The following is a 23,672-nucleotide window of genomic DNA, read 5'->3' on the forward strand; positions in this document are numbered from 1 at the left end:
GATAGGACTATTTTTATTTCGTTGTCATAAATTAAAACTGTCTTATACTGATAAAAAATTAATGAGAGATAGTTATCGTAGGAGGTGTATTACGAATGAAAAGAACTTACCAACCTAAAAAACGTAAACGTCAAAAATTGCATGGCTTCCGTAAACGTATGAGTACAAAAAATGGACGTAATGTATTACAAAGTAGACGCCGTAAAGGCAGAAAATCATTGTCTGCATAGATCACTGAACGTCTCAGTGGTCTTTTTTTCTTTTTTTTATTGGTTTTATAAAAGTGCATTTAAAGAAAAAGAGATGAGAGGTTATTTGAATGAGAAAAGCCTATCGTGTCAAAAAGGAATCAGAATTTCAAAAAGTCTTTCATCATGGAAAATCTACAGCCAACCGACAGTTTGTTCTATATATACTAGATAAAAAGGAACAACCTCATTTCCGTGTAGGGTTATCTGTTGGGAAAAAAATTGGCAATGCTGTTGTAAGAAATAGTGTTAAACGAAAAATACGACAAAGCTTAACAGAATTAAAGCCTAAATTAAAAACGGAGAAAGATTTTATTGTTATCGCCCGCAAACCAGCGGCAGATATGTCAGTAAAAGAAACTAAAAAAAGTTTGATTCACGTTTTGAAATTGGCTAAGATGTTAGATTAGCTTATTTTTTTATTTACAGAATGTGGAGGGAAATCTATGAAAAACCGTAAGCGATTACTTCTTTTGCTGGGAACTGTGTTATTAGCCATTGTATTAGTAGGTTGTGGAACAGCCCCTATCAATGCTGAAAGTACGGGTTTTTGGGATCGATATGTTGTATTAAATTTTTCTCGTGTCATTATTTGGCTAGCTGATTTATTTAGTGGAAGTTATGGACTAGGGATTATCGTCTTTACTTTATTAATCAGAATTATCTTATTGCCTTTAATGCATGGACAAACTAAAAGCACACGTAAAATGAGTGAAATACAACCTCAATTGAAAGCTTTACAAGCTAAATATCCTTCTAAGGATGCCGAGACTCAAGCTAAGCTAAAAGAAGAAACTTCTAAACTATATTCTGAAGCAGGTGTAAATCCAGTTGCAGGATGTTTGCCTTTAGTCATTCAAATGCCAGTTTTGATGGGTTTGTATCAAGCTATTAGTCGAACTGAAGCGTTGAGCACAAGTGATTTCTTATGGGTGAATCTTGGAAAGCCAGATCCAATGTTTGTGTTGCCAATTGTAGCCGCTGTTTTAACCTTTGCAACAACTAAATTATCGACTATGAGTCAAGTGGAATCAAATCCTGCGACTTCATCAATGTTATATATGATGCCTGCTTTGATTTTATTTATGGGTATCACCCTGCCAAGTGCCTTATCTTTGTACTGGGTTGTAGGAAATGCGTTCTCAGTTGGGCAAACCTTGCTTTTGAATAATCCATTCAAAATTATAAAAGAACGTGAAGAAAAACTTCAATCTGAACGTGACCGTCAACGTACATTAGAAAAAGCGCTAAATCCGAAGAAGAAGAAGAAAAAGAAATAATCTTTACTATCGATTAATAGAAGATAGAACGGAGGATGAGCAGATGGAGAAGTACACAGCTCAAGCAGCAACGACAGCAGAAGCCATTCAAAAAGGATTAGAAATTTTGGGTATCAATAAAGAAAATGCTTCTATTAAGATTGTTACTGAAGGAAAAAAAGGTATCTTTGGTTTTGGTAAAAAAGATGCGATAGTAATAGTGGAAAGACGCTTAGTTGATAAAGAAAGAACCAACGAACAACCAAAGGCATTCATTCAAGACAATTCTTCAACACTTACTGAAGATATAACACTACAAAATAAAAAGGTAGAAGAAGTATCGGATGAAAGTGAAGGGATGGAAGGCCATGTTATTAGAGATGATGACAAAGCCTTACAATTGGTTTCTGATTATTTGGTAGATGTTTCTAGTAAAATGGGAATTAAAACCACTGTAACGATGGATGTTAGTTCGACTGAACGACAAGTAACTTTTCATATCCATACTGAAAATGCGGGTTTAATCATTGGCAAACATGGAAAAATTTTAAATGCTTTACAATCACTTGCACAAGTCCTGTTGTATCAACATGCAAAAACCAAGTTTACTGTTGTTGTAAATGTTGGTGATTACCGTGAACGTCGTGAAGCAAGTTTGAAAAACTTAGCGGAGCGAACGGCTGAAAAAGTTGTACGTACTAATTCACCTGTTTTTTTAGAACCGATGCCTGCTTTTGAAAGAAAGCAAATTCATTTTTACTTAAGCAAAACTAAACGTGTGACAACACACTCTGAAGGAAACGAACCACATCGTTACTTAGTGATTGAACCGTTAAAGTAAAAAGGGAAAGCCTAATATTAAGCTTTTTAGGTACTTATTCAAATGAAATGGATGAGTTAAATCAAAATGAAATACCCGTTTAAGCATCTTGAGTAGAATAATATACTCAAGATGCTTTTTGATTTGATTTCAAAATGGATTGAGGTGTTCTATCTAGAAATCTGAAAACAGTGTTATTTATAAGCAACTTATTTGAGAATATTCTCTATACAAAATAGTTCTATCTTTCAGATTTAGAGAAGGTTAGCAAAAAAGGATACAATCTATTTGTGATAAGAATGGTGTACTTTAAAAAATTAGTCATTAGTAATAGCGGATAAGTTAGGGAATACTTGTGTTACACAATTATTCCGCACGTAAAATAAATAAAAGCATCTAAAACGATTTTCATAAATTATCAATCAAAAGGGCTAGGACAAAGCCCCAGCCTCTTTCACATATTCTGATTTTTATTCATGAAGTGATTCTGGTCTAAACGCTTTGTGTCCTACTCTCATTTTTTTATTAAGTAGTCTTTTTTATCTATTTCAAAGGCAATTTTACGGAAATCAGTCATCTGTTCTGAAAGATGATGGCGTAATTTTGATAAATCCTGCTGAACGAGCTTTTTCTCACGCACGACCCATTTTCCGTTGACCATAACATCTTGCACATTACTAGAATTAGCTGAATAAACGAGTGTGGAATAAGGATCAAAGATGGGAAACATATTGACAGAATGGGTTTCCACTAAAACTAAATCAGCTTTTTTTCCTTTTTCTAAGGAGCCAATTTCATTAGCTATTCCTACCACTTCAGCACCTCCAATGGTTGCCAGCCGAACGATATCGCGAGCCGGAAAAGCAGAACGGTCTTGTAAAGTTGTTTTATGAAAATTAGCAAACAGTCTCATTTGAATAAATAAATCTAATGTATTCCCACTACTAGGCCCGTCTGTTCCCAGTCCAACTCGTAAACCGGCTTGTAGCATTTTTTGGACGGGCGCTACTCCTTTAGCGGATTTAGTATTAGCGCCAATGCAATGGGCTACTGCTACATCATTCTCTTTAAGAATCGTGATATCTTCATCAGTAAAAAATATACCGTGAGCTGCTATTACTTTTTCACCTAAAATACCTAAATCAGCTAAGTATGCGACAGGTGTTTTACCAAATTCTTTAGCATACTTGCGCATTTCAAAATCCATTTCGCTCACATGAATGGTGAATGGGACTTTGTATTTACGGGCGATACGAGAGGCTTCTTTTAAAGATTCATCTGTATTTGTATACGGTGCATGAGGTGCAATAGCAGGAGTGATGCGTTCATGATTCAGCCACTTAGAGATAAATTTCTCGGAATAAGATAATCCGCCAAATGGCTCTGTTACATCACAAGCGTTCTCTAGAACGCTTTCTCCCAAAATGGCGCGGGCGCCCATCTCATCGGTTGCATGAGCTAATTCATCTTCATAATAATACATATCTAAAAAAGTTGTAATGCCAGCCAGTTGCATTTCGGCGATGGCGTATTTTCCGCTGTGATAGGCCAGTTCTTTGGTCATACAGGCCTTTTCCAAAGGAAATAAGAGACGAGTCAACCGGTCAGGTGTGTCATCTCCTAGTGAACGGAAAGGAATCATCCCAATGTGAGTATGGGTGTTTACCATTCCTGGAATAGCAATAGCTCCTTTGCCGTTTATCGTGTGAATAGCAGGATGAGTAGGGGCTTCAGACATCGTTCCTGTTTCCAGAATGATTTGATTTTCGAGAAGGATATAACCAGAAGGATATTCGTTAAAGGTCTCATCCATTGTCAATACATGTACATGAGTAATCAATGTTTTCATTTGTTCGCCTCTATTAGTGGAACGTGGGCATGTGTATGCACATCCATCATTCCAAAATCAGTTATTTTCAACTTTGGCGAAACGGGTAGAGAAAGAGTAGAAAAGGACATAATTTCATTGGTATTTTTATAACCTAAATTAATCATTGCTTGTCTTACTTTCTTCAATTGACGGCCTAACTCATAAACGGTTTCATCACTCAAGATACCACCAATAGGTAACGGGCAGCTTGCAGAAAGTAGCCCATTTTTGCTGACAACATAACCGCCTTTTAAATCCAATATTTTATGTTGTGCGATCATCATGTCCTCAGCAGAAGTACCTAGCACCATTAAATTATGATGATCATGTGCCCAAGTTGTCGCAATAGCCCCTTTTTCTTTCAAAGTATGTTCCACTAGTCCATAACCGATATTGCCATTTTTACCATACCGGTCCATGACAATAATCAAAGAAAGTCCACTGTTTTCCCAATCCAACAGCCCATTTTTTACTGGAACCTCTCGTTGCACATGCTCAGTAAAAGTACCAACTTCCTGAATTTGGATGACATTACAAATGACAGAATCGTGATTTCCCTCCACCTGAATTTGTAAATCTGTCTCCACTAAAGATTTACACTGGATACTATCGTAAAAATAGGTAGGAAAACTAGGTTTAGTAGAAGGATAGGCAATTTCTCCCTCTTTTTGATGAACACATCTACCTTTTTTATAAACACGTTCAATTGTTAGTTGTTCCAAATTATCCACTAGCATAAAATCAGCTAGAAAACCTGAAGCAACTGCTCCACGGTCTTGGAATCCCATTCGGTGAGCCGGCGTGTAAGTTGTGATGTAAATAGCTTCTTCTACAGGCATGCCATACTCAATAGCTAGGCGTACATTAGCATCCAAGTGGCCTTCCAGCAAATCGTCAGCCATAATATCATCAGTGATAATAGCAACGTGTTCATAAAGATGATGGTCTACTATTATCTGAATATTCTCTGGAGTAATGGATTTCTTTTGCAGCTCTAAGAAAATCCCGCTAGTTACTTTTTCTAAAATCGATTCTGGTGTCTGCTGGGTATGGTCAGCAGTAAGGCCGGCATACATGAACTTGGCCAATACTTCTCCTGATACACGTGGGATATGTCCTTCCAGAGGCATCAATGGTTTTATTTCTTGGATTTCTTTTAAAATTTGTCTGATTAAAGAATCTGGTTCATCAGTAAGGCCTTTGAAGTTCATGGCCTCACCTAACGCAATGACTTTCGGATGTTTTGAAAGTGAGGCAACTTCTTTTAAACCAATCAATCCACCTGTTGTTTCCAATTTAGGAGTAGTAGAAGGAACCGAAGAAGGGATAGCGTAAAAGATATCTAAATCTGTTTCTTCTTGTAGGAATGCTTCCATTCCTGCTTGTCCGAATACATTGGCAATTTCGTGGCAATCTGCCACAATTGTAGTGATTCCATACGAAAGGGCAACTCCCGAGAAAATAGATGGGGGAATCATGGAACTTTCAATATGCATATGAATATCAATGAAGCCCGGAATGATATATTTTCCTTGTGCATTCAAAATTTCTTTTGGTTGAAGATAACGTAAATTTTCCTCACTGATAAAATAAAATTTCTCACCAGCTATAGCAATATTTTTCTTTTCAAAAGTCTTTATAAAGACGTTAAACACAAAAGCTTCTTCTATTAATAAATCGATTTGCATACTGGTTCTCCCTTCATGATGAACTAAAAAATAAAAACCGGAACAGATGTCCCGGCAAGAGCTGCTTTAAGACAGCAAAGATAATTTATTGATTCAAAGTTTGGTTCCACGTAGTAATCCATTTTTCCAAATGGCTGTTTACAAACTTATAGTCAATAGCTTTAGCGCGTTTAGCTATATCACCGTAGGTCTTATTAATAGCTACTTCATCCTCTAGTTCTACATCTTTGTTAGTAGGGGCTTCATTAAGAGAAGCTGCAGTTGTGGTTTGCAGTTCTTGGCTAAGTTTCCAATTGATAAATTCATAAGCTAATTCCTTGTTTTTAGAGGCTGCAACAACATTTAGTGTATTGAAGTTTGCATAGGTGCCTGATTCAGGTACAACGTACTCTACATCAGGATTTGCCCCAGAAATAATGGGATAAGCAAAATCACCTACTACAGCTGCTACAATCTCACCTGATTGGAATAAGTTAGCTAAATCAGAAGATTTTGTATACGTTTTGGTGATATTTGGCTTTAGTTCAGTTAAGGCTTCAAAAGCTGCATTACCTTCGTCACTAGTGATGTCTACGTTTTTAAAGTCACTAGCTACATGAAGCATCGCAGGGCCAAATGTAGTTGTAATATCAGGGATAGAAATTTTTCCAGCTAGAGAAGGATCCCACAAATCAGACCATTCAGTAATTTCCATACCGGCGGCTTCTTTATTGTAAATGATTCCGATGCTGTTCATCGTATAAGGGGCTCCAGATGTAGCAAGGGCATCTTTTGCGCCATCCATTAAGTTAGCAAGATTCGAAATTTTGGTTTCATCCAACGGTTCAAATAATCCTTCTGCCACACCAGTAGCTGCATTAGCTTGAGAAAGTTCAATTACATCAATGGTAGAATTTGGATTGTTTTGGAGTTTAGAGAAACGCTCTCCTGAATTTCCCACTTCATAAACTAGTTCAATTCCCTTGTCTTTCTTAAATGGTTGGAAAATATCACGGTCAACGATATCTTCGCTTAAGGCAAATGTAGAAACAACCAATTGCCCATCTGTTCCTGCTGCATCTGAACCTTCGTTTGAATCGTTATTTCCACATGCTGCTAACAAGGCAACTGTTGCAATCGATAGTGTAGCTATTTTCCAAATTTTCATGATTTAAATAATCTCCTTTTTTGTATTAGATTTTTTTAAAGAGTTTAAACTAGGATTATTTTTTCAGGGGTTAAGAACAGATTTACTTTTCCCCCAGTTTGATAGGTGTCTTCATTCTCATCATTGACAAGTAAGTTTCCTAGAGCAGTATTTATTTCATATTGATAACTTTTCCCTAAGAAAGTACGGATAAGAACGGTCCCAACGATTATATTTTCTGCTAGTTCGCTAGCAGGAAGGATATGAATGTCGTCAGGACGAATAGTTCCTTTGATATCAGGATGACTTGCTGTCTGGGTAGTTCGAAAGAGTGAGCCATTTTCTGCTACATAACAATAATCATTTTCTTTTGCTAAATGAATGAAGTTCTCGAAACCAATGAAGCGTGCTACAAATTCTGTCTTTGGATTCTGATAAATTTCTTCAGGTGTATCAAATTGTTCGATAACTCCTTTGTTCATGACAGCTACTTTATCTGAAATGGAGAAACATTCCTCTTGATCATGGGTTACGAACACAGTAGTGATGCCCAATTTACGTTGAATTCGTTTGATTTCCATCCGCATTGTGATGCGTAATTTTGCATCTAAATTACTGAGTGGCTCGTCCAATAATAGTAATTTTGGTTCTATCACCAAAGCTCGTGCCAAAGCAACACGTTGTCTTTGACCTCCAGATAATTGCTTCGGATAGCGGTCAGCAAATTCATCTAGACCAGTGACGTCCAACATTCGTTTGACCTTTGCCTTCATACTGGACTTACTTTCTTTACGAAGCTTTAAGCCGAATTCTATATTTTCGCGAATGGTTAAATGAGGAAAAAGAGCATAAGATTGGAAGACCATTCCAAAGTTGCGTTTGTGAACAGGTACTTTCGTTAAGTTATTATTGTCAACGACGAAAGTCCCGTCGTTTGGTTCAATCAATCCTGCAATTGTTCGAAGAGTTGTGGTTTTCCCACAGCCAGATGGTCCTAAAAGAGAAACCAACTCTCCTTTTTGAATGGATAATTGCAGGTCTTTTAAGACATCCGTCTTTCCATCGTAACTGACGCGAATATTATCTAAACGTACAAATGCCATGAGATGGCGTCCTCCTTTTTGTGGGTAGTAGTCATGTAATTCGGTTTCTGCTTTTTTATGAAATAGAAGCAAGTCCCAAAGTTTTTTCAATTAAGACCATCATGCCAATGGTTGCAACCATCAGCATCACGGATAAAGCCGAAACGGTAGGATCATAGTTGTATTCGATATAGCTCATTAAATTAGTTGGTAAAGTGATGATACCCGGTCCGGTTAGAAATTGAGAAACCGGGATGTTATTAAAGGAATTGATGAAAGCCAACATGAAAGAGGCAAAAATTCCTGAAGAAATATTGGGCAAGATTACTTTGAAGAAAGCTGAGATACGTGTACTTCCTAATGTCCAGGCAGCTTCTTCAATGGAAAAATCTAATTGTTCCAAACTGCCGCCTACGACCCGAATAATATACGGCAAACTGATGATAAAGTGTCCTAACAATAATCCTTGAAAAATAGGCAATTGTAAGCGAATCACAATAAATTGGAATAAGGAAAAACCAACTACGACTCCTGGAATAATGGTGGGAGAAAGAAAGAAACTCTTCAAACCCTTTCTCCCAAAGAAATCATGACGAGAAAGAGCGTACGCCGCTGGTATTCCAATGATCAATGCTAACAGAGTTGCCAGCATTGAAATTTTTAGACTTAGCCAAAAACTACGTAAAAATCCGGAGACTTTAAAAACATTTGCATACCATTGGAACGTAAAGCCTTTAATTGGAAATTGAATACTCGGATTTTCACCAAAAGAAGTAACAACAACAATTAATAAAGGTAAAAATAAGAAAAGAAATACCAAGAAAACGAAGAATAGAAGCTTTTTTTGTTTACGCATGAATATCTCCTCCTCTTCGGTCAATACGCGCTGCTAACCAATTAAACACCGTCATGACTAAGGAGGTAGTGACAATCATGATTAACGCAATAACTCCTGCATTATTCCAATTTCCTAATGTCATCGCATTTTGATAAAGGAACGTCGACATCATCATGTTCTGATTTCCCCCCAAAAGTTGAGGAGTAGTATAAGCCGTTAAGGTGCCGGTAAAAACGAGGATACTACCGACAATCACGCCAGGAATACTAAGCGGGAAAATAACTTTTATAAAGGCACGTAAAGGATTAGCTCCTAAGGTTTCAGCAGCTTCCATAATCTCAGTGTCAATATTTTCAATGGTTCCTACTAGTGTTGTAATCATTAAAGGAAGAAATAAATAAAGTGAACCAATCGTGATAGCAAACTCGGTATACAACATTCGGATTGGCTCTGCAACCAAACCGGTTGTTAGCAGTAGCCGGTTAATGATACCGTTTGTTCCTAAGATATTGATCCAAGCAAAACTGCGGACAATTGAATTTGTCAGCAAAGGAAAAAGGACAAGGCCCATCATCAAACTACGGTACTTGCGATCACTTCTAGCAATGAAGTAAGCGGTAGGTAATCCCAGAAGAATACTGAACAGTGTTACTAGTAAGGAAAGTCGGATGGTGCGCCATAAAATACTTACATTATACGAGTCTGCAAAAAAGTTTTGGTAGGAAATAAGGGTGAATGCTCCATCATAGAAAGTTGGCCAAATGATCGATAATAAAGGCAACACTAGAAATACAATCAATAAAATTAAACCAGGTGTAACGATGATAATTGGGATATTTTTCGATGACACGTATAAAGCCTCCTTTTATTTTATTAGTTAAGACGAACGTTTATTTACAAAAAATACTTATTGTTCACTTATGTCTACTGATGAAGTATATAATAAACTGAGACTGGTTTCAAGAAAAAAACGAACCAATTTAGATAAAAGCAAACATAATGTTCGTTCTTTATGGGTATATTCTTTTATTTTATTACCAAATATCATTTTTTGAAGGAAATAAAATCATAACAGTCTAGTTTCACTTATTTTAATTTTTTTTACAAAAATCTTATTTACGTATATAATTGTTTTAAAAAGCTTTAAAAGCAACTTTTGAAGAAACAAGGTTTTAGAGTGTAAACTCAGATAATATAGTTTTAATTATTTTTTTCTTTTTTGCTATGAGCCCGATTTGGGATACTAGTTACGTTATCGCATCTGGTTCATGAAAATAGACAAGTTTTAATGAATTTCTTTCAAACTCATCCATTTAGTATAAAAATGGACAAGATGACTATTTTTTTATTTCTAACTCGTCTATCGGAAAGAGAGTAGCCGCTATATTTACAAACTGCTCAATTAGGCTTTAAATAATGAGAATGTAAAAAAGGGCTTAGTACGGGCACTAAGTCAATTCCAATCGATTGCATCAAAAGTAGATAAAACGCTTGCATTTTTATTTCAGATAGGGTACATTCAACTTGTATATACAAGTTAGGTGTAACTCATTTAAAAAAGGAGGAAAAAAATAATGGCAGATTATACTCAAGATGCTAAACAGTTATTAGAATATATCGGAGGTCCAGACAATATTTTGGCAGTCAGTCACTGTGCTACTCGAATGCGTTTTGTCTTAAAAGATCCAGCAAATGCAGATAATAAAAAGATAGAGGATATTCCAGCAGTTAAAGGAACATTTACTCAAGCAGGTCAGTATCAAGTCATCATCGGAAATGACGTTGCTACTTTTTACAATCAATTTACAAAAATTTCTGGAAAAGAAGGCGTATCAAAGGACGAGGTAAAAGCGGCGAGTAAACAGAATCAAAATCCAGTTCAGCGAGCTATGTCCGTTTTAGCAGAAATATTTACTCCCATTATTCCCGCTATTGTTGTGGGTGGTTTAATTTTAGGATTTCGAAATATTCTTGACAGTGTCCCTATGGGCTATTTGGATGGTCAAACCATTGTACAGGTTTCTCAATTTTGGAGTGGTGTGAATAGTTTCTTATGGTTAATTGGAGAAGCCATTTTCCACTTCTTACCAGTAGGGATTACATGGAGCATTGCTAAAAAAATGGGAACCACTCAAATTTTAGGAATTGTTTTAGGTATTACATTAGTTTCACCGCAATTATTAAATGCTTATGGTGTAGCAGGAACTGCAGCAGCAGATATTCCATTTTGGGATTTTGGTTATTTCCAAATTGATATGATTGGGTACCAAGCTCAAGTTATCCCAGCAATGCTTGCTGGATTCTTATTAGCTTATTTGGAATTAGGCCTAAGAAAAATTGTACCACAAGCGATATCAATGATATTTGTTCCATTCTTCGCTTTAGTACCAACAGTGTTGATTGCTCATACGGTTTTAGGACCAATTGGTTGGGTTATTGGAGGTTGGGTTTCAAGTTTAGTTTACGCTGGTTTAGGCAGTTCAGTAAACTGGTTATTCGGTGCGTTATTTGGATTCTTGTACTCACCGCTAGTTATTACAGGGTTGCACCATATGACAAATGCCATCGATTTACAATTAATTGCTGACTTTGGTGGAACGAATCTATGGCCGATGATTGCTTTATCGAATATCGCTCAAGGTTCAGCTGTATTAGCGATTATATTCTTACACCGTGGCGATGAAAAAGAAGAACAAATTTCTATTCCAGCTGCTATTTCTTGTTACTTAGGTGTAACAGAACCAGCAATGTTTGGGATTAATATAAAATATGTCTATCCTTTTGTAGCTGCAATGATTGGTTCTGGAATTGCTGGAATGATTGCAACGATATTTAACGTTACAGCTAATTCAATCGGAGTTGGCGGATTGCCAGGTCTTCTTTCAATTCAAAACGAATACTGGGTTATCTTTATTATTTGTATGGTCATTGCCATTGTTGTGCCATTCATATTAACCTTAGTTTTCCGTAAGTACAATGTGTTTAATAAATCAGATCAAACAGAGCAATTAGGTGTTGCTGAACCAGAATTAGGCCAATAAATTAGTAGAAAGTAGGAATAAAAGTGAGTACGTTTCATGAAAAAGTCGTATATCAAATCTACCCCAAATCTTTTAAAGATTCGAATGGAGACGGAATTGGAGATTTAAAAGGAATCATTGAAAAGATTCCTTATTTAGCCAGTTTGGGAGTGGATATGCTTTGGATTAATCCATTTTTTTCTTCACCTCAAAAAGATAATGGATATGATATTTCCAATTATACTGAGATTGATCCTTTATTTGGAACGATGGAAGACTTCGAAGTACTCGTAAAAGAAGCAAAAACGAATCAAATGGAAATTATGTTAGATATGGTTTTAAATCATACCTCCATTGACCATGAGTGGTTTCAAAAAGCATTAACAGGAGACAAGAAGTTTCAAGATTATTATATTTTGCGCGAACCAAAATCAGACGGTAGTCATCCTACTAACTGGGCATCCAAATTTGGTGGACCAGCTTGGGAGCCATTTGGTGATACGGCAAAAGAGTATTTACATTTATATGATGTTTCGCAAGCAGATTTAAACTGGCGTAATCCTGAAGTTAGAAAAGAAGCCTATAAAGTTGTTAATTATTGGCTAAATAAAGGAGTAACGGGTTTTAGATTTGATGTGATTAATGTCATTGGAAAAGATGCAGTGTTAAGCGATGCAATAGATGGTGTGGGTAAATCACTTTATACAGATCGGCCAATAGCACATGAGTATATCCATGAGTTAAATAAAGAAACATTTGGAAGAAAAGAAGCCATCATGACAGTTGGTGAAATGTCTTCTACCACGATTGAAAACGGAGCAGCATACTCAAATCCTGAAAACGAAGAATTGTCTATGCTATTTAGTTTCCATCATTTAAAAGTAGATTATTTAGATAGTGAAAAATGGAGTTTAATGCCTTTCGACTTTATGGAATTAAAACAATTATTAAATGATTGGCAAACAGGTATGACAGAAAAAAATGGCTGGAATGCGTTATTTTGGAATAATCATGATCAACCTCGTGCGATTAGTCGTTTTGGTGATCCTGAACATCATTTTTATGCATCAGCAACCTTACAAGCTCAAACGATACATCTGTTGCGAGGAACGCCTTATATCTATCAAGGAGAAGAAATAGGGATGACAAATCCAGGCTTTTCAGAACTAGCTGATTATGTTGATATTGAAACACATAATGCTTATACTGAGTTGATAGAAAAAGGTTTGTCTTCAAATGAGGCCATGGCTATTATTAAAGAGAAATCACGAGACAATAGTCGTACTCCTATGCAGTGGTCAAATGAATTGAATGCTGGTTTTACAACAGGTCAACCGTGGTTGAAAGTAGCGGAAAACTATCCACAGATTAATGTCGAAGAAGAACAAGCAACAGGGAAAATTTTGTCGTATTATAAAAAATTAATTCAATTACGCAAGGAAATGAAAGTTATTTCGGAAGGAAACTATCGAGGGATTTTGTTAGAACATCCAAGCGTCTACGCTTATGTAAGGGAATTTGATGGGACACAATTACTGGTACTAAATCATTTTTATGGTGAATCTGTTAGTCTTGAGATTCCTGAAGAATTTTCAAATCAACAAAGTCGTTACTTAATTGGAAATGGTGAAAAACGAGAGTTGACTCCTACATTCGTATTGGAGCCATACGAAACAGTAGCCTTTTATTTTAACGCTGAAAACAACGGATAAAGAACGCAAAAAGACAGCTTCCTACTATAGGAGCTGTCTTTTTGCGTTCTTTATTTTAATTCATTTGGATTTTTACGACGAGCAAAGTCTACAAAACGAAACCGGTCTAAACGATGTCTAGACTCTGTATATTGAAATAAGGTAGTATCTTCCAAATAAACATCACTACGGACAACCACGACGTGTGTATCACCGTGTAAATCCATCAACCGTTGATCTTCAGAAGTAGCTGGTTCTACTATTATTTCCTTTTGTGCGTAGCTTATAACCAACCCCAACTTATTTTCGATATAGCTATACAAAGAATCTTTAGCCGCTTCATTTGGCACAGCAGAAATAACTGAAGTCAAAAGATAATCTTTATCTAAAATAACGACTTCACCATCAACTTTACGTTGTCTTTCTATGTAGACAACTTGAGTGCTCTCAGGTAGTCTTAACCGTTCAACTAAATAATCAGGTAACTCCATTTTGGTATTTGAAGAGACAACGGTTTGACTATTTATGTGTTGAGCGGTTTGCAGCTCTTTATAGCTAGTTAAGCCAGAGATTGGAAAATCAAAACGTTTCACATCTAAAACGATAGAACCTTTACCTTGTTGTTTTTGGATATAACCATTTTCTAACAATAAAGCCAATGCTTTTCGAATAGTTTCACGAGAAACCTCATATTTTTTTGCTAGTTCATGTTCACTAAGTAAAAGATCTCCCGGCAAATAAATTTGATTAATAATAGCGTTTTGAATTTCCAAAGATATCTCGTTAAATTTATTCATGATAAAATACCTCACATTCCTTGTTTTCCTTATACAGTTTAGCATATTTAGCAACAAAAAGAGTTAAACCGAATCAATTCCTTCAGAACTAGTTATTATAGATAAGATGTAACGCGTTAAAGTAGCAAATAGGCTAAGAAAAACCAAAAAAATACTCTCCCGAATATAAAAAGCATAAGCTTAATTATTTCAGGAGAGTATATTATATACTGAATCTACTGTTAAAAAGGTGATTTAACAAATATAAAACAGATTATTTAGAAACTTGGATGTCCAATGTTTGTCTACCGAAGTTAATTGCTTGATTAAGGTCAGTCATATGAATATCAATACGATTTCCTTTAATAGCACTACCGGTATCTCCAGCAATAAATGTTCCGTGTCCTGGGATAGTGATAGTTGAACCTAGAGGAATGAAGTTTGGATCAACAGCAATAACGTTAGGATTAGAATTTAAATTAATCCCTGTTGCAGTAGTATCGCTTAACTCAGGTTGGTTAGTTGAATAAGCTGTTGCTTGAACGGTAACTGTTTGTCCAGCTGTTTGTTGAGCGGGCTCCGCTGCTGCTGGAGCCGGAGCTTCTGCTGCCGGAGTTTCTGCAGCCGCTACAGGTGTTTCTACAGGAGCTTCTACAGGAGCTTCTTTTTGAACAGGCACTTCTTGTTTTGGAGCTTCTGCTTCAACAGCATCTTTTGAAGGACTTACATCATAACTAACTTTTTCCTTTTCCTTTTCGACGGTAACAGTCGAATGGTCAGCAGATAGAGAAATCGTATTTCCTGTATAAATGATGTTCGCGTTATTTATATCATTAACGTTTACTAAAGAAACAAGAGAAGTTTCGGTTGCAGCTGAAACGGAAGAAAGAGTATCACCCCACTGAATAGTGTATTCAGAGCTACCATCTTCATTATTTTGGATTCCTTTTTTAATCTCAGTGACTGAACGTGCTTCCCATGTAGAAGCGTTATATTCTGCTGCTGCTACTTCTGTTGGGTTTGAAACAGCGATGACACCAGTTAGAGCTAAAGTTGCACTTGCAATAAATAATTTTGATTTTAAGTTAAACATATAAATTTAATCTCCTTTTTTGTTTTCCATGTAGTAGATAGTAATATTTTGACTACATCCGTTAAGAGCAATTGACTATAGTTTTAAAAGCGGCATATTTAATTATGAGCTATTCTATTACTTAAACGAAAGGTTCGTTCCTTCAACATATGCTATCCTACCATGAATAAATGTAAAATAAAGAGAAAAGCCCAATCGTTATACCTTCTTATCATGTTTGTATTATTTGGCTAAAAAATCATCAAAAAAAGTAAAAAATCAGTTTTTTTGTAAGAAAGAGCTCTCTTTGTAATTTTTTAGAAATGTTAATGAATTATTCGTAAAGAACAAGGCGTTTATTCTGAAAAATGATGCGATTTATTGTTATAACCATTAGCAAATAAAAAGAATCGGTATCAGTATGAGCCAAATAAGCAAGAAATAATTCTTATTTAAGGCAATAAGTGAAAAATTTGTAATATAATAACGTTCGTTTTTGAAAGGATTTTGATTGATTCGTACATACACTTTTGATTGATTCGTACATACACTAAGAAATGAATACATTTGAAAATGCTAAATCTCATCGTTCCAGTCGCTTTGCAAAAGAAATAGATTAGGAAATAGATTAGATTGAAGAAGATGCCTATTATAGTAGAAATAAGTTGAGAAGCAATTAAAAAAAGACCAACAGAAGTGAAATAGACAATAGGAAGATAAAACATTAAGTCTATTGTAGTCAAGTTATTGACAAATAGTTAGAGAGCTTGTATAGTCTAAACGGAGCAGTAATAAAAAAATTAGCAACTAATATAAATTTATCTGAATGATAAAAGTAGTCAAAGTGCTTTATCCATTCCATTTGGGGTCAACAAATGGGTGGAGTGGGCGCTTTTTTCGTGCAAAAAATTAAAAGGAGTGAAGGAGTTTGTCATTAGAATTTGAAACAATAGCAGCTATTTCAACACCGCCAGGAGAAGGTGCCATAGGGATTGTTCGTTTGAGCGGAGAAGAAGCATTAAAGATTGCTGATTGTGTTTATAAGTCAGGTACAAAAAAACTAAGAGAACAAAAGAGTCATACCCTTCATTATGGGCATATTGAAAATCCAAAGACAGGTGAAATAGTTGATGAAGTAATGATTTCAGTGATGCGAGCTCCTAAAACCTTTACACGTGAAGACGTTGTTGAAATAAATTGTCATGGTGGAATTACATCTGTTAATCAAGTATTGCAAGTTGTTCTTCAATTTGGTGCTCGTTTAGCTGAACCAGGAGAATTTACTAAGAGAGCATTTTTAAATGGACGGATTGATTTATCACAAGCAGAAGCTGTGATGGACTTGATTAGGGCTAAGACGGATAGAGCTATGCATGTAGCGCTGCAACAATTGGATGGTAATTTATCTACATTAATACGTAATTTACGTTCAGACATACTGGATACTCTTGCTCAAGTAGAAGTCAATATTGACTATCCTGAATACGATGATGTAGAAACACTAACATCACAGTTGTTAGTTGAAAAAGCAAAAATAGTTAAAATTCAAATTCAACAATTATTGCAAACAGCTAGTCAAGGAAAGATACTAAGAGAAGGATTAGCTACAGCGATTATAGGACGTCCAAACGTAGGGAAATCAAGTTTGTTAAATTTTTTATTGCAAGAAGAAAAAGCAATTGTAACTGAAGTTGCCGGAACAACTCGAGATGTTATCGAAGAATACGTAAATGTTAGGGGAGTCCCTTTAAAACTAGTGGATACTGCTGGAATACGTGAAACAGAAGATATCGTAGAGCGAATTGGCGTAGAAAAAAGCCGTCAAGCATTGGCCAATTCAGATTTAGTGTTACTTGTTTTTAACCAAAATGAAAAGTTAACAGAAGAAGATAGTCTATTAATAAAAGCAACCGATCAAAACCATCGTATTGTCATTTTAAATAAAATGGATTTACCGAATAAATTAGATTTAACAAAGCTAGAAACGCTAGTTGAGCCCGCTTCTATTGTAAAAACATCTATTCTAACTAAATCAGGCATTGATATATTAGAAGAAAAAATTGCTAATCTGTTTTTTGCAGGGCAAACAGGTGAAAAAGATGCCACGTATGTTTCTAATGTACGTCATATTGCCTTATTAAACGATGCAGAATCTGCTTTAGACGATGTGATTACGGGAATCGAATCTGGTATGCCGGTCGATCTCGTTCAAATAGACATGACTCGTTGTTGGGAATTACTAGGTGAAATTACCGGAGACAGCGTTCAAGATGAACTATTAACCCAATTATTCAGTCAATTTTGCTTAGGAAAATAATAACTATCCAAAGAAAAGTTATTTTTATATAAAAGATAATAAATGAAACGAAATATGAAATGAGAGGTATGATTTGATGCAACAATACGAAGCAGGTAGTTTTGATATTATAGTAGTAGGAGCAGGACATGCTGGTTCTGAAGCAGCTTTAGCTTCGGCAAGAATGGGGAGCAAAACATTATTAATTACTCTTAACTTAGATATGATTGCTTTTATGCCATGTAATCCATCATTAGGTGGTCCAGCTAAAGGAGTTGTCGTTCGAGAAATAGACGCTCTTGGTGGAGAAATGGGACATAACATTGACAAAACATATATCCAAATGAGGATGTTGAATACTGGTAAAGGCCCAGCTGTGAGAGCTTTACGTGCACAAGCAGACAAATTTATGTATGCAAATGAAATGAAGCGCACGATTGAAACGACTGAAAATCTCGTTTTAAAACAAGGAATTGCAGAAGAATTAATTATAGAAGATGGTATTTGTAAAGGGATTATTACGCATACTGGAGCTATCTACCGTGCAAAAGCTGTTATTTTAACAGCAGGCACCTCTTCTCGTGGACAAATCATTATTGGTGAATTGAAATATTCTTCAGGTCCAAATAATTCTCAACCTTCAATTAAACTTTCAGAAAATCTAATCGAACACGGCTTTGAACTAAATAGATTTAAAACAGGAACGCCCCCACGGGTTAAGGCGTCTACCATTAACTATGAGTTAACAGCAGAACAACCAGGTGATATAAAAGTGAATCACTTTAGCTACGAGACATCAAATAACGTTTATCTAAAAGATCAACTATCTTGTTGGTTAACTTATACAAATGAAAAGACACATAACATCATTCAAGAAAATTTGTATCGTGCACCAATGTTTACAGGTATTGTTGAAGGAGTCGGAGCACGTTACTGTCCGTCAATTGAAGATAAAGTCGTACGTTTCAGTGATAAACCAAGACATCAGTTGTTCTTAGAGCCAGAAGGTCGCCATACAGAAGAAGTTTATGTACAAGGTCTATCTACTTCGCTTCCTGAAGATGTCCAAGAAGATATTCTGCACACGATTGAAGGCTTAGAGAATGCTGAAATGATGAGAAGTGGCTATGCAATTGAATACGATGTCGTTGTTCCTCACCAGTTGCGTCCTTCATTAGAAACAAAAGCGGTTGAAAATCTTTTTACAGCCGGACAAATGAACGGGACATCAGGATATGAAGAAGCTGCGGGCCAAGGGATTATGGCAGGGATTAATGCTGTTCTTAAAATTCAAGGCAAAGAACCTTTTGTGATGAAACGTAGTGCAGGTTATATCGGCGTAATGATTGATGACTTAGTAACAAAAGGGACAAATGAGCCATATCGGTTATTGACATCAAGAGCGGAATACCGGTTGTTGCTACGCCATGATAACGCTGATTTCCGTTTAACAGAAATAGGTTACCAATTAGGCTTAGCTTCAAAAGAGCGCTACGATGCCCTTCTTTTAAAAAAGGAAAAAGTAGAACAAGAGTTGAATCGTTTAGGTCATATTCGATTGAAACCAACAGTAGAAATTCAAGATTTTTTAACAGCAAAAAATATCTCGCCATTAAAAGATGGCATTTTAGCACTTGATTTCTTACGTCGACCAGAAATTTCATACTGGGATATTCTTAAATTTGCTCCATTAGACGAAACGTTGCCTAGAGATGTAGAAGAACAAATTGAAATCCAAGTAAAGTATGAAGGTTATATAAAAAAAGCCATTCAAAAAGTAGACAAGCTAAAAAGAATGGAAAATAAACGAATTCCAGAGAATATTGATTATTCGGTTATCAATGGAATTGCAACCGAAGCAAAACAACGATTAACACTTATTCAACCTGAAACGATTGCACAAGCAAGCCGTATTAGTGGCGTTAATCCAGCTGATATTTCAGTTTTAATGGTTTATGTAGAACAAGGAAAAATTGTAAAAGTATAGGGATAGAATAATAGCTACAATAAAAGCCGGTACAATTAAGGATTAACTTAATTGTACCGGCTTTTATTCATTCAGTAAATTAGATTTTTTTTTCGTTTAATAAATCTTGAATAGCATTAGCATTCTTTAAATCACAAGTAATAATAAGATGATCACCAACATGAATAATAGTGTGTCCATGAGGAAAGATATATTCATTCCCCCTACGCATGGAGGAGATGATGATTTCTTCTGGCCATTCCACGTCATTGATAGCTTTTCTAGATAAAAGGCTATCAGGTCCGATAGTATGCACAAAAGAGTGAGGTTTGCTCACTACTACATTATCGTCATCCGGAATTAAATTTTTCAATAAACTTTCGTAGATTGGTTTAACTCCTAAGAAGTCGGCCATCATATACGCTGTTAAAGAAACAACTGCTAACGGCATTAATTGATTCAAGCCTCCAACCATTTCAGTAACTAATAAGATAGCTGTTAAAGGCGCTTTCCCTATAGCAGTAAAGTAACCAGCCATAGCAAATAAAATAAAATGAGTTAAATACTGAGCATCCATTTTAAAATAATAAATCATAAATTGAGCAAATAGCGCACCAAGAATGGCACCCAGAGATAAAATGGGTAAGAAAATACCTCCAGGAACACTAGCTCCATAAGATATCATCGAGAAAATAAAACGAAAAACAAATAATCCAACTAAAATAGATAGAGATAAATTCCACTTCGGCAGTTGCGAAATAATCCCATGCCCCCCTCCAATCAGTTCTGGCAAATAAAAGCCCATTGGGATAATTAGTAAAAGAGGAATAACCGAATTAAAATGCTCAGGAATAAAGGAAAATAATTGATAAAATTTTGGAAGGATATCTAATAAAACTTTAGAGTAAATCCAGCCTCCAAAACCGAGGAGAATTCCTAATAATGGCAAGTAAATATAATATTTAAGTGGAAGATTTGTTACTGTTCCGATGTCCAATATAGGAGCTAAACCAAAAAAGTTTAAAGAGACGAAGTTGGCAACAACCGCTGATGTAAATGTTGTTATAGCAACTAAAGGAGAGAAGTTGTGATGAACTTCTTCCAATATAAACATTAATCCTGCTATAGGTGCATTAAAAGCAGCTGCTAAACCTGCTCCAGCTCCACTCGATAATAAAACCTTCTCTTCTGTTTCATCTCCTTTTGTTAATTTGCTGACACCCAATCCCACTGAAGCTCCTAATTGAATAGAAGGACCTTCTCTACCAAGAAAAAGTCCAGATCCTATAGCTAATAGTCCGCCGATGAATTTTTTCCATAGGACAGACCACCATTGAACATGAATAATACCTTGAACTTGACCTTTTACTTGAGAAACCCCACTCCCTTTAATGTCTGGGTCGCTTTTAACAAATAAACCAATAATAATAGCGATAGTAATGGAGATAAAAGTCCAAGGAATCAACCATAGAGGTTCTGAATGGAAAAATGTGTATAAAAGGATAATATTTTCAAAAATAATTTCTACACCTAAACGGAATAAACTTACGATGAAGCCCACCAACACCCCAACTACTATTGCTTTAGTGATGTATCGGATTCGTCGATCTTTAAGTGTAGTGAACAATCTTTTCATGCGTTAATCTTCCTTCTCTAAAATATATTTTAAGTCTCACTTAACCATACTACTACTTTTAGGTGGACAGAAACAAGGTTAATAGGTAATTAAGAAAAATTACTTTGCTTTAATAACGAGAGTAGGGTATAATTGATAGCGGATACTTTAATAAACAAAGGTTCCATAGCTCAGTTGGGAGAGCACTACCTCGACAAGGTAGGGGTCGCTGGTTCGAGCCCAGTTGGGACCATAACGAATTGGATAGAAGCCCTTAAAATTTTGGCATAAGTGATTTTCCGCCATGTTTTAGGGCTTATTTTTTTGTCACCCCCTTTTCTACTTACTGGTCCATCCTCGATTGCCATCGTACGAAAGCCACCTTCTAAATTTCCTAATAAAATTTTATTGTAATTTTCCGTCTTATGACCTGTGATCGCAGAGTTTTCGTTGTGAGATTCGCAGTTCCTTGAGTATGAAAAGGCATCCTATAATCACGCAGTAGCGAAAGCTACCTTTAAAGTTATTAAGTCAGATGATGTATGCTATAATTTAGTAAAGATTTAAAGGAGAAAAAATGAAAAAATTAGTTAAGGATATTGGAGATGAATTAAAGCATTTTTTATCCGGAAAGACAATAGATGCGGTTATTCCACCGATAATATATGTAATAGGAAATAATCTGTTCGGACTTAAAGAAGGAATCATACTGGCTCTATCTATTGCTTCTATTTTAGCTCTATTTAGGTTTTTAAAAAAAGAAAAGATTCTTTATGCTCTGGGAGGTATTGCCGGGGTAGCTCTGGCTTCTGGATTTGCATTAATTGCGGACGAGGCAGCAAATTATTTTGTGCCTAAGATAATAGGGAGTGGAGGTTTATTTTTAGTATCTATTATAAGTGTTTTTGTTGGAAAACCTCTTGCAGCAATTTTAAGTCATCTATCAAGAGGTTGGCACTTTGATTGGTTTTTAAGAGATGATATAAAACCAGCTTATAGAGAAGTAACAGTTGTATGGGCAATTTTATTTTTAGGAAGAATGATTCTTCAAATATTTCTATATAACAGAGGGAACTTAACGGAGTTAGGATGGGCAAGTATTTTACTTGGTTTTCCAGCAACTCTGACAGTGTTAATTTTAACACTAATTTATGGAGTATGGAGACTTAAAAGATTAGGTGGGCCTGGTATAGATGAGTTTCAAGAAGGAAAAAATCCACCATGGGAAGGTCAGAAAAAAGGGTTTTAAACGTGTAAATACATTTTTTTAAAAGAATGAGAAAAATGAACTTCAAAAGAGTGTTAAAATTTACTGAATCGTTTACTGATGGCAGTTTCGAGGTTAACAAATGGTGCTCCTAATTAGAGCTACTAAGAGTGGACATAAGCGAATAGTAAATAAAACATGCCCGTTAATGATTTATAAATCATTAACGGGCATGTTTTATTTATCAGCTTTATCAGAAACAACTTAATTAAATAATCTAGCTATAAAAAATGTAATAGTAGAAACAGCTCCCCCTAAAGAGGTTCCCCAAATCAGGTCAATGATAGTAATCTTAAGAGGCCAATCTTTTAGAGTTGCTAAATTGGTTAAGTCATAGGTAGCATAGGTTAACAGTCCTAGGAACATTCCTGCAAATAAAGCATATGTCCAACTATTGTTTTCTATTGCGGGATTAATTACAAAAAACAATAATCCAGCTATAAAAATTAAATAGAAAATAATGGCGGCAACCCAATTAGGTTTAGCACTCATAATAAAACCCAGCTCCCGTTGATACAAATCTTTAGCAATAAACACTAGCCAAATAAGATCAATAATTAGAAATGTAACAAAGGCTATTAAATATTGTGTTAATAATTCCCACATAATTATTCTCCTCCTTTTATGAGTGGTTATTTTTAGGAAACCAAGGAATAAAAGTATTTGTTCTCAATTGATAAGCATCGTAATCTGCTCGTCCTTTATATTTCTTTTCCAACATCCTGACGCCAGAAACGAATACAATAAAGGTTGTCATTAACAAAGACCCACAGACTAGCGACCATTTATTTTTTCATCATTTTCTCATGTGGATAGACTTATAATTCTATGATTTACCTATGTTTCGTTTCACAGGATGGACGGTTAACTTGGAGCTTCAACATAATGTAGCATTGTTACATTATGTTGAAGCTCCAAGACTTCACCGAATATAAAAATATAGCCAGCCGCAACAATAAATCCAAATTCCCACCAATGTCAATAATGTAATGGTTCTTTATAATTTTCCTTACGATAAAAAGTGCAAATAAATAAAAC

At 35.6% G+C, this 23,672-nt stretch carries 19 protein-coding genes, 1 tRNA gene and 1 pseudogene; 10 read left to right on the plus strand and 11 right to left on the minus strand.

Annotated features, from left to right (window positions below):
- Positions 1–95: 95 nt before the first annotated feature.
- The 4 genes from rpmH (at position 96) to jag (ending at position 2,348) form a co-directional block, all read left to right on the plus strand.
- Positions 96–230, plus strand: a complete 135-nt coding sequence (rpmH, locus tag BR44_RS07320; protein WP_034551597.1) for a 50S ribosomal protein L34 — start codon at positions 96–98, stop codon at positions 228–230.
- A gap of 89 nt (positions 231–319) precedes the next feature.
- On the plus strand, positions 320–658 hold the full coding sequence (rnpA, locus tag BR44_RS07325; protein WP_034551598.1) for a ribonuclease P protein component: 339 nt from the start codon (positions 320–322) through the stop codon (positions 656–658).
- Between the two features lie 36 nt (positions 659–694).
- Complete coding sequence (yidC, locus tag BR44_RS07330) at positions 695–1,528, plus strand: membrane protein insertase YidC (RefSeq protein WP_034551599.1); 834 nt, start codon at positions 695–697, stop codon at positions 1,526–1,528.
- Between the two features lie 43 nt (positions 1,529–1,571).
- Complete coding sequence (jag, locus tag BR44_RS07335; protein WP_034551600.1) at positions 1,572–2,348, plus strand: RNA-binding cell elongation regulator Jag/EloR; 777 nt, start codon at positions 1,572–1,574, stop codon at positions 2,346–2,348.
- A gap of 493 nt (positions 2,349–2,841) precedes the next feature.
- Here jag and BR44_RS07340 read toward each other — a convergent pair whose 3' ends face one another.
- The 6 genes from BR44_RS07340 to BR44_RS07365 form a co-directional block, all read right to left on the minus strand.
- A complete protein-coding gene (locus tag BR44_RS07340; protein WP_034551601.1) occupies positions 2,842–4,176 on the minus strand; it encodes an amidohydrolase in 1,335 nt (444 codons plus the stop codon).
- Positions 4,173–5,885 carry an adenine deaminase C-terminal domain-containing protein gene (locus BR44_RS07345; protein WP_034551604.1) on the minus strand — a complete coding sequence of 571 codons (1,713 nt, stop codon included), beginning with the start codon at positions 5,883–5,885 and terminating at the stop codon, positions 4,173–4,175. The genes BR44_RS07340 and BR44_RS07345 overlap by 4 nt, the downstream gene beginning before the upstream one ends.
- 85 nt (positions 5,886–5,970) lie before the next feature.
- Complete coding sequence (locus tag BR44_RS07350; protein ID WP_051912597.1) at positions 5,971–7,032, minus strand: ABC transporter substrate-binding protein; 1,062 nt, start codon at positions 7,030–7,032, stop codon at positions 5,971–5,973.
- Positions 7,033–7,076: 44 nt separating this feature from the next.
- Positions 7,077–8,114: an ABC transporter ATP-binding protein gene (locus tag BR44_RS07355; protein WP_034551605.1), complete on the minus strand. Its 1,038-nt coding sequence runs from the start codon at positions 8,112–8,114 to the stop codon at positions 7,077–7,079.
- A 55-nt stretch (positions 8,115–8,169) separates the two neighbouring features.
- Entirely contained in the window at positions 8,170–8,949 is a 780-nt protein-coding gene (locus BR44_RS07360; RefSeq protein ID WP_034551607.1) for an ABC transporter permease, read from the minus strand.
- Positions 8,942–9,781, minus strand: a complete 840-nt coding sequence (locus tag BR44_RS07365; protein WP_034551608.1) for an ABC transporter permease — start codon at positions 9,779–9,781, stop codon at positions 8,942–8,944. The genes BR44_RS07360 and BR44_RS07365 overlap by 8 nt, the downstream gene beginning before the upstream one ends.
- 724 nt (positions 9,782–10,505) lie before the next feature.
- Here BR44_RS07365 and treP point away from each other — a divergent pair.
- On the plus strand, positions 10,506–11,972 hold the full coding sequence (treP, locus tag BR44_RS07370; protein ID WP_034551609.1) for a PTS system trehalose-specific EIIBC component: 1,467 nt from the start codon (positions 10,506–10,508) through the stop codon (positions 11,970–11,972).
- A 23-nt stretch (positions 11,973–11,995) separates the two neighbouring features.
- Entirely contained in the window at positions 11,996–13,663 is a 1,668-nt protein-coding gene (gene treC / locus BR44_RS07375; RefSeq protein WP_034551611.1) for an alpha,alpha-phosphotrehalase, read from the plus strand.
- A gap of 50 nt (positions 13,664–13,713) precedes the next feature.
- On the opposite strand, the gene treR is transcribed toward treC, so the two are convergent.
- The gene (gene treR / locus BR44_RS07380; RefSeq protein WP_034551613.1) at positions 13,714–14,439 is read right to left on the minus strand and encodes a trehalose operon repressor; all 726 of its coding nucleotides are present in this window, start codon (positions 14,437–14,439) and stop codon (positions 13,714–13,716) included.
- A 253-nt stretch (positions 14,440–14,692) separates the two neighbouring features.
- Positions 14,693–15,511, minus strand: a complete 819-nt coding sequence (locus tag BR44_RS07385) for a 3D domain-containing protein (RefSeq protein WP_034551615.1) — start codon at positions 15,509–15,511, stop codon at positions 14,693–14,695.
- A gap of 907 nt (positions 15,512–16,418) precedes the next feature.
- On the opposite strand from BR44_RS07385, the gene mnmE reads away from it, so the two are divergent.
- Positions 16,419–17,807 (plus strand): tRNA uridine-5-carboxymethylaminomethyl(34) synthesis GTPase MnmE, encoded by a 1,389-nt coding sequence (mnmE, locus tag BR44_RS07390; protein WP_034551616.1) that lies wholly within the window; start codon positions 16,419–16,421, stop codon positions 17,805–17,807.
- A 76-nt stretch (positions 17,808–17,883) separates the two neighbouring features.
- Positions 17,884–19,773, plus strand: a complete 1,890-nt coding sequence (gene mnmG, locus BR44_RS07395; protein WP_034551617.1) for a tRNA uridine-5-carboxymethylaminomethyl(34) synthesis enzyme MnmG — start codon at positions 17,884–17,886, stop codon at positions 19,771–19,773.
- 79 nt (positions 19,774–19,852) lie between these two features.
- On the opposite strand, the gene BR44_RS07400 is transcribed toward mnmG, so the two are convergent.
- Entirely contained in the window at positions 19,853–21,388 is a 1,536-nt protein-coding gene (locus BR44_RS07400) for a ClC family H(+)/Cl(-) exchange transporter (RefSeq protein ID WP_034551619.1), read from the minus strand.
- A 159-nt stretch (positions 21,389–21,547) separates the two neighbouring features.
- Between BR44_RS07400 and BR44_RS07405 the strand changes: the two genes are divergently transcribed.
- Both BR44_RS07405 and BR44_RS07410 read left to right on the plus strand, forming a co-directional pair.
- A tRNA-Val gene (locus BR44_RS07405) sits at positions 21,548–21,620 on the plus strand.
- A gap of 324 nt (positions 21,621–21,944) precedes the next feature.
- The gene (locus tag BR44_RS07410) at positions 21,945–22,616 is read left to right on the plus strand and encodes a DUF3159 domain-containing protein (protein WP_034551621.1); all 672 of its coding nucleotides are present in this window, start codon (positions 21,945–21,947) and stop codon (positions 22,614–22,616) included.
- 222 nt (positions 22,617–22,838) lie between these two features.
- On the opposite strand, the gene BR44_RS07415 is transcribed toward BR44_RS07410, so the two are convergent.
- Complete coding sequence (locus BR44_RS07415) at positions 22,839–23,240, minus strand: DUF2177 family protein (RefSeq protein ID WP_034551623.1); 402 nt, start codon at positions 23,238–23,240, stop codon at positions 22,839–22,841.
- Positions 23,241–23,256: 16 nt separating this feature from the next.
- Positions 23,257–23,409: pseudogene (locus BR44_RS11520) on the minus strand (DUF1295 domain-containing protein); the annotation flags it as partial.
- Positions 23,410–23,672: the final 263 nt, after the last annotated feature.

Source organism: Carnobacterium funditum DSM 5970 (assembly GCF_000744185.1).
GTDB lineage: Bacteria > Bacillota > Bacilli > Lactobacillales > Carnobacteriaceae > Carnobacterium_A > Carnobacterium_A funditum.

Coding starts and splice junctions, on each gene's coding strand:
- rpmH (WP_034551597.1), top strand. CDS start 96: ATGAAAAGAACTTACCAACCTAAAAAACGTAAACGTCAAAAATTGCAT.
- rnpA (WP_034551598.1), top strand. CDS start 320: ATGAGAAAAGCCTATCGTGTCAAAAAGGAATCAGAATTTCAAAAAGTC.
- yidC (WP_034551599.1), top strand. CDS start 695: ATGAAAAACCGTAAGCGATTACTTCTTTTGCTGGGAACTGTGTTATTA.
- jag (WP_034551600.1), top strand. CDS start 1,572: ATGGAGAAGTACACAGCTCAAGCAGCAACGACAGCAGAAGCCATTCAA.
- BR44_RS07340 (WP_034551601.1), bottom strand. CDS start 4,176: ATGAAAACATTGATTACTCATGTACATGTATTGACAATGGATGAGACC.
- BR44_RS07345 (WP_034551604.1), bottom strand. CDS start 5,885: ATGCAAATCGATTTATTAATAGAAGAAGCTTTTGTGTTTAACGTCTTT.
- BR44_RS07350 (WP_051912597.1), bottom strand. CDS start 7,032: ATGAAAATTTGGAAAATAGCTACACTATCGATTGCAACAGTTGCCTTG.
- BR44_RS07355 (WP_034551605.1), bottom strand. CDS start 8,114: ATGGCATTTGTACGTTTAGATAATATTCGCGTCAGTTACGATGGAAAG.
- BR44_RS07360 (WP_034551607.1), bottom strand. CDS start 8,949: ATGCGTAAACAAAAAAAGCTTCTATTCTTCGTTTTCTTGGTATTTCTT.
- treP (WP_034551609.1), top strand. CDS start 10,506: ATGGCAGATTATACTCAAGATGCTAAACAGTTATTAGAATATATCGGA.
- treR (WP_034551613.1), bottom strand. CDS start 14,439: ATGAATAAATTTAACGAGATATCTTTGGAAATTCAAAACGCTATTATT.
- BR44_RS07385 (WP_034551615.1), bottom strand. CDS start 15,511: ATGTTTAACTTAAAATCAAAATTATTTATTGCAAGTGCAACTTTAGCT.
- mnmG (WP_034551617.1), top strand. CDS start 17,884: ATGCAACAATACGAAGCAGGTAGTTTTGATATTATAGTAGTAGGAGCA.
- BR44_RS07400 (WP_034551619.1), bottom strand. CDS start 21,388: ATGAAAAGATTGTTCACTACACTTAAAGATCGACGAATCCGATACATC.
- BR44_RS07410 (WP_034551621.1), top strand. CDS start 21,945: ATGAAAAAATTAGTTAAGGATATTGGAGATGAATTAAAGCATTTTTTA.
- BR44_RS07415 (WP_034551623.1), bottom strand. CDS start 23,240: ATGTGGGAATTATTAACACAATATTTAATAGCCTTTGTTACATTTCTA.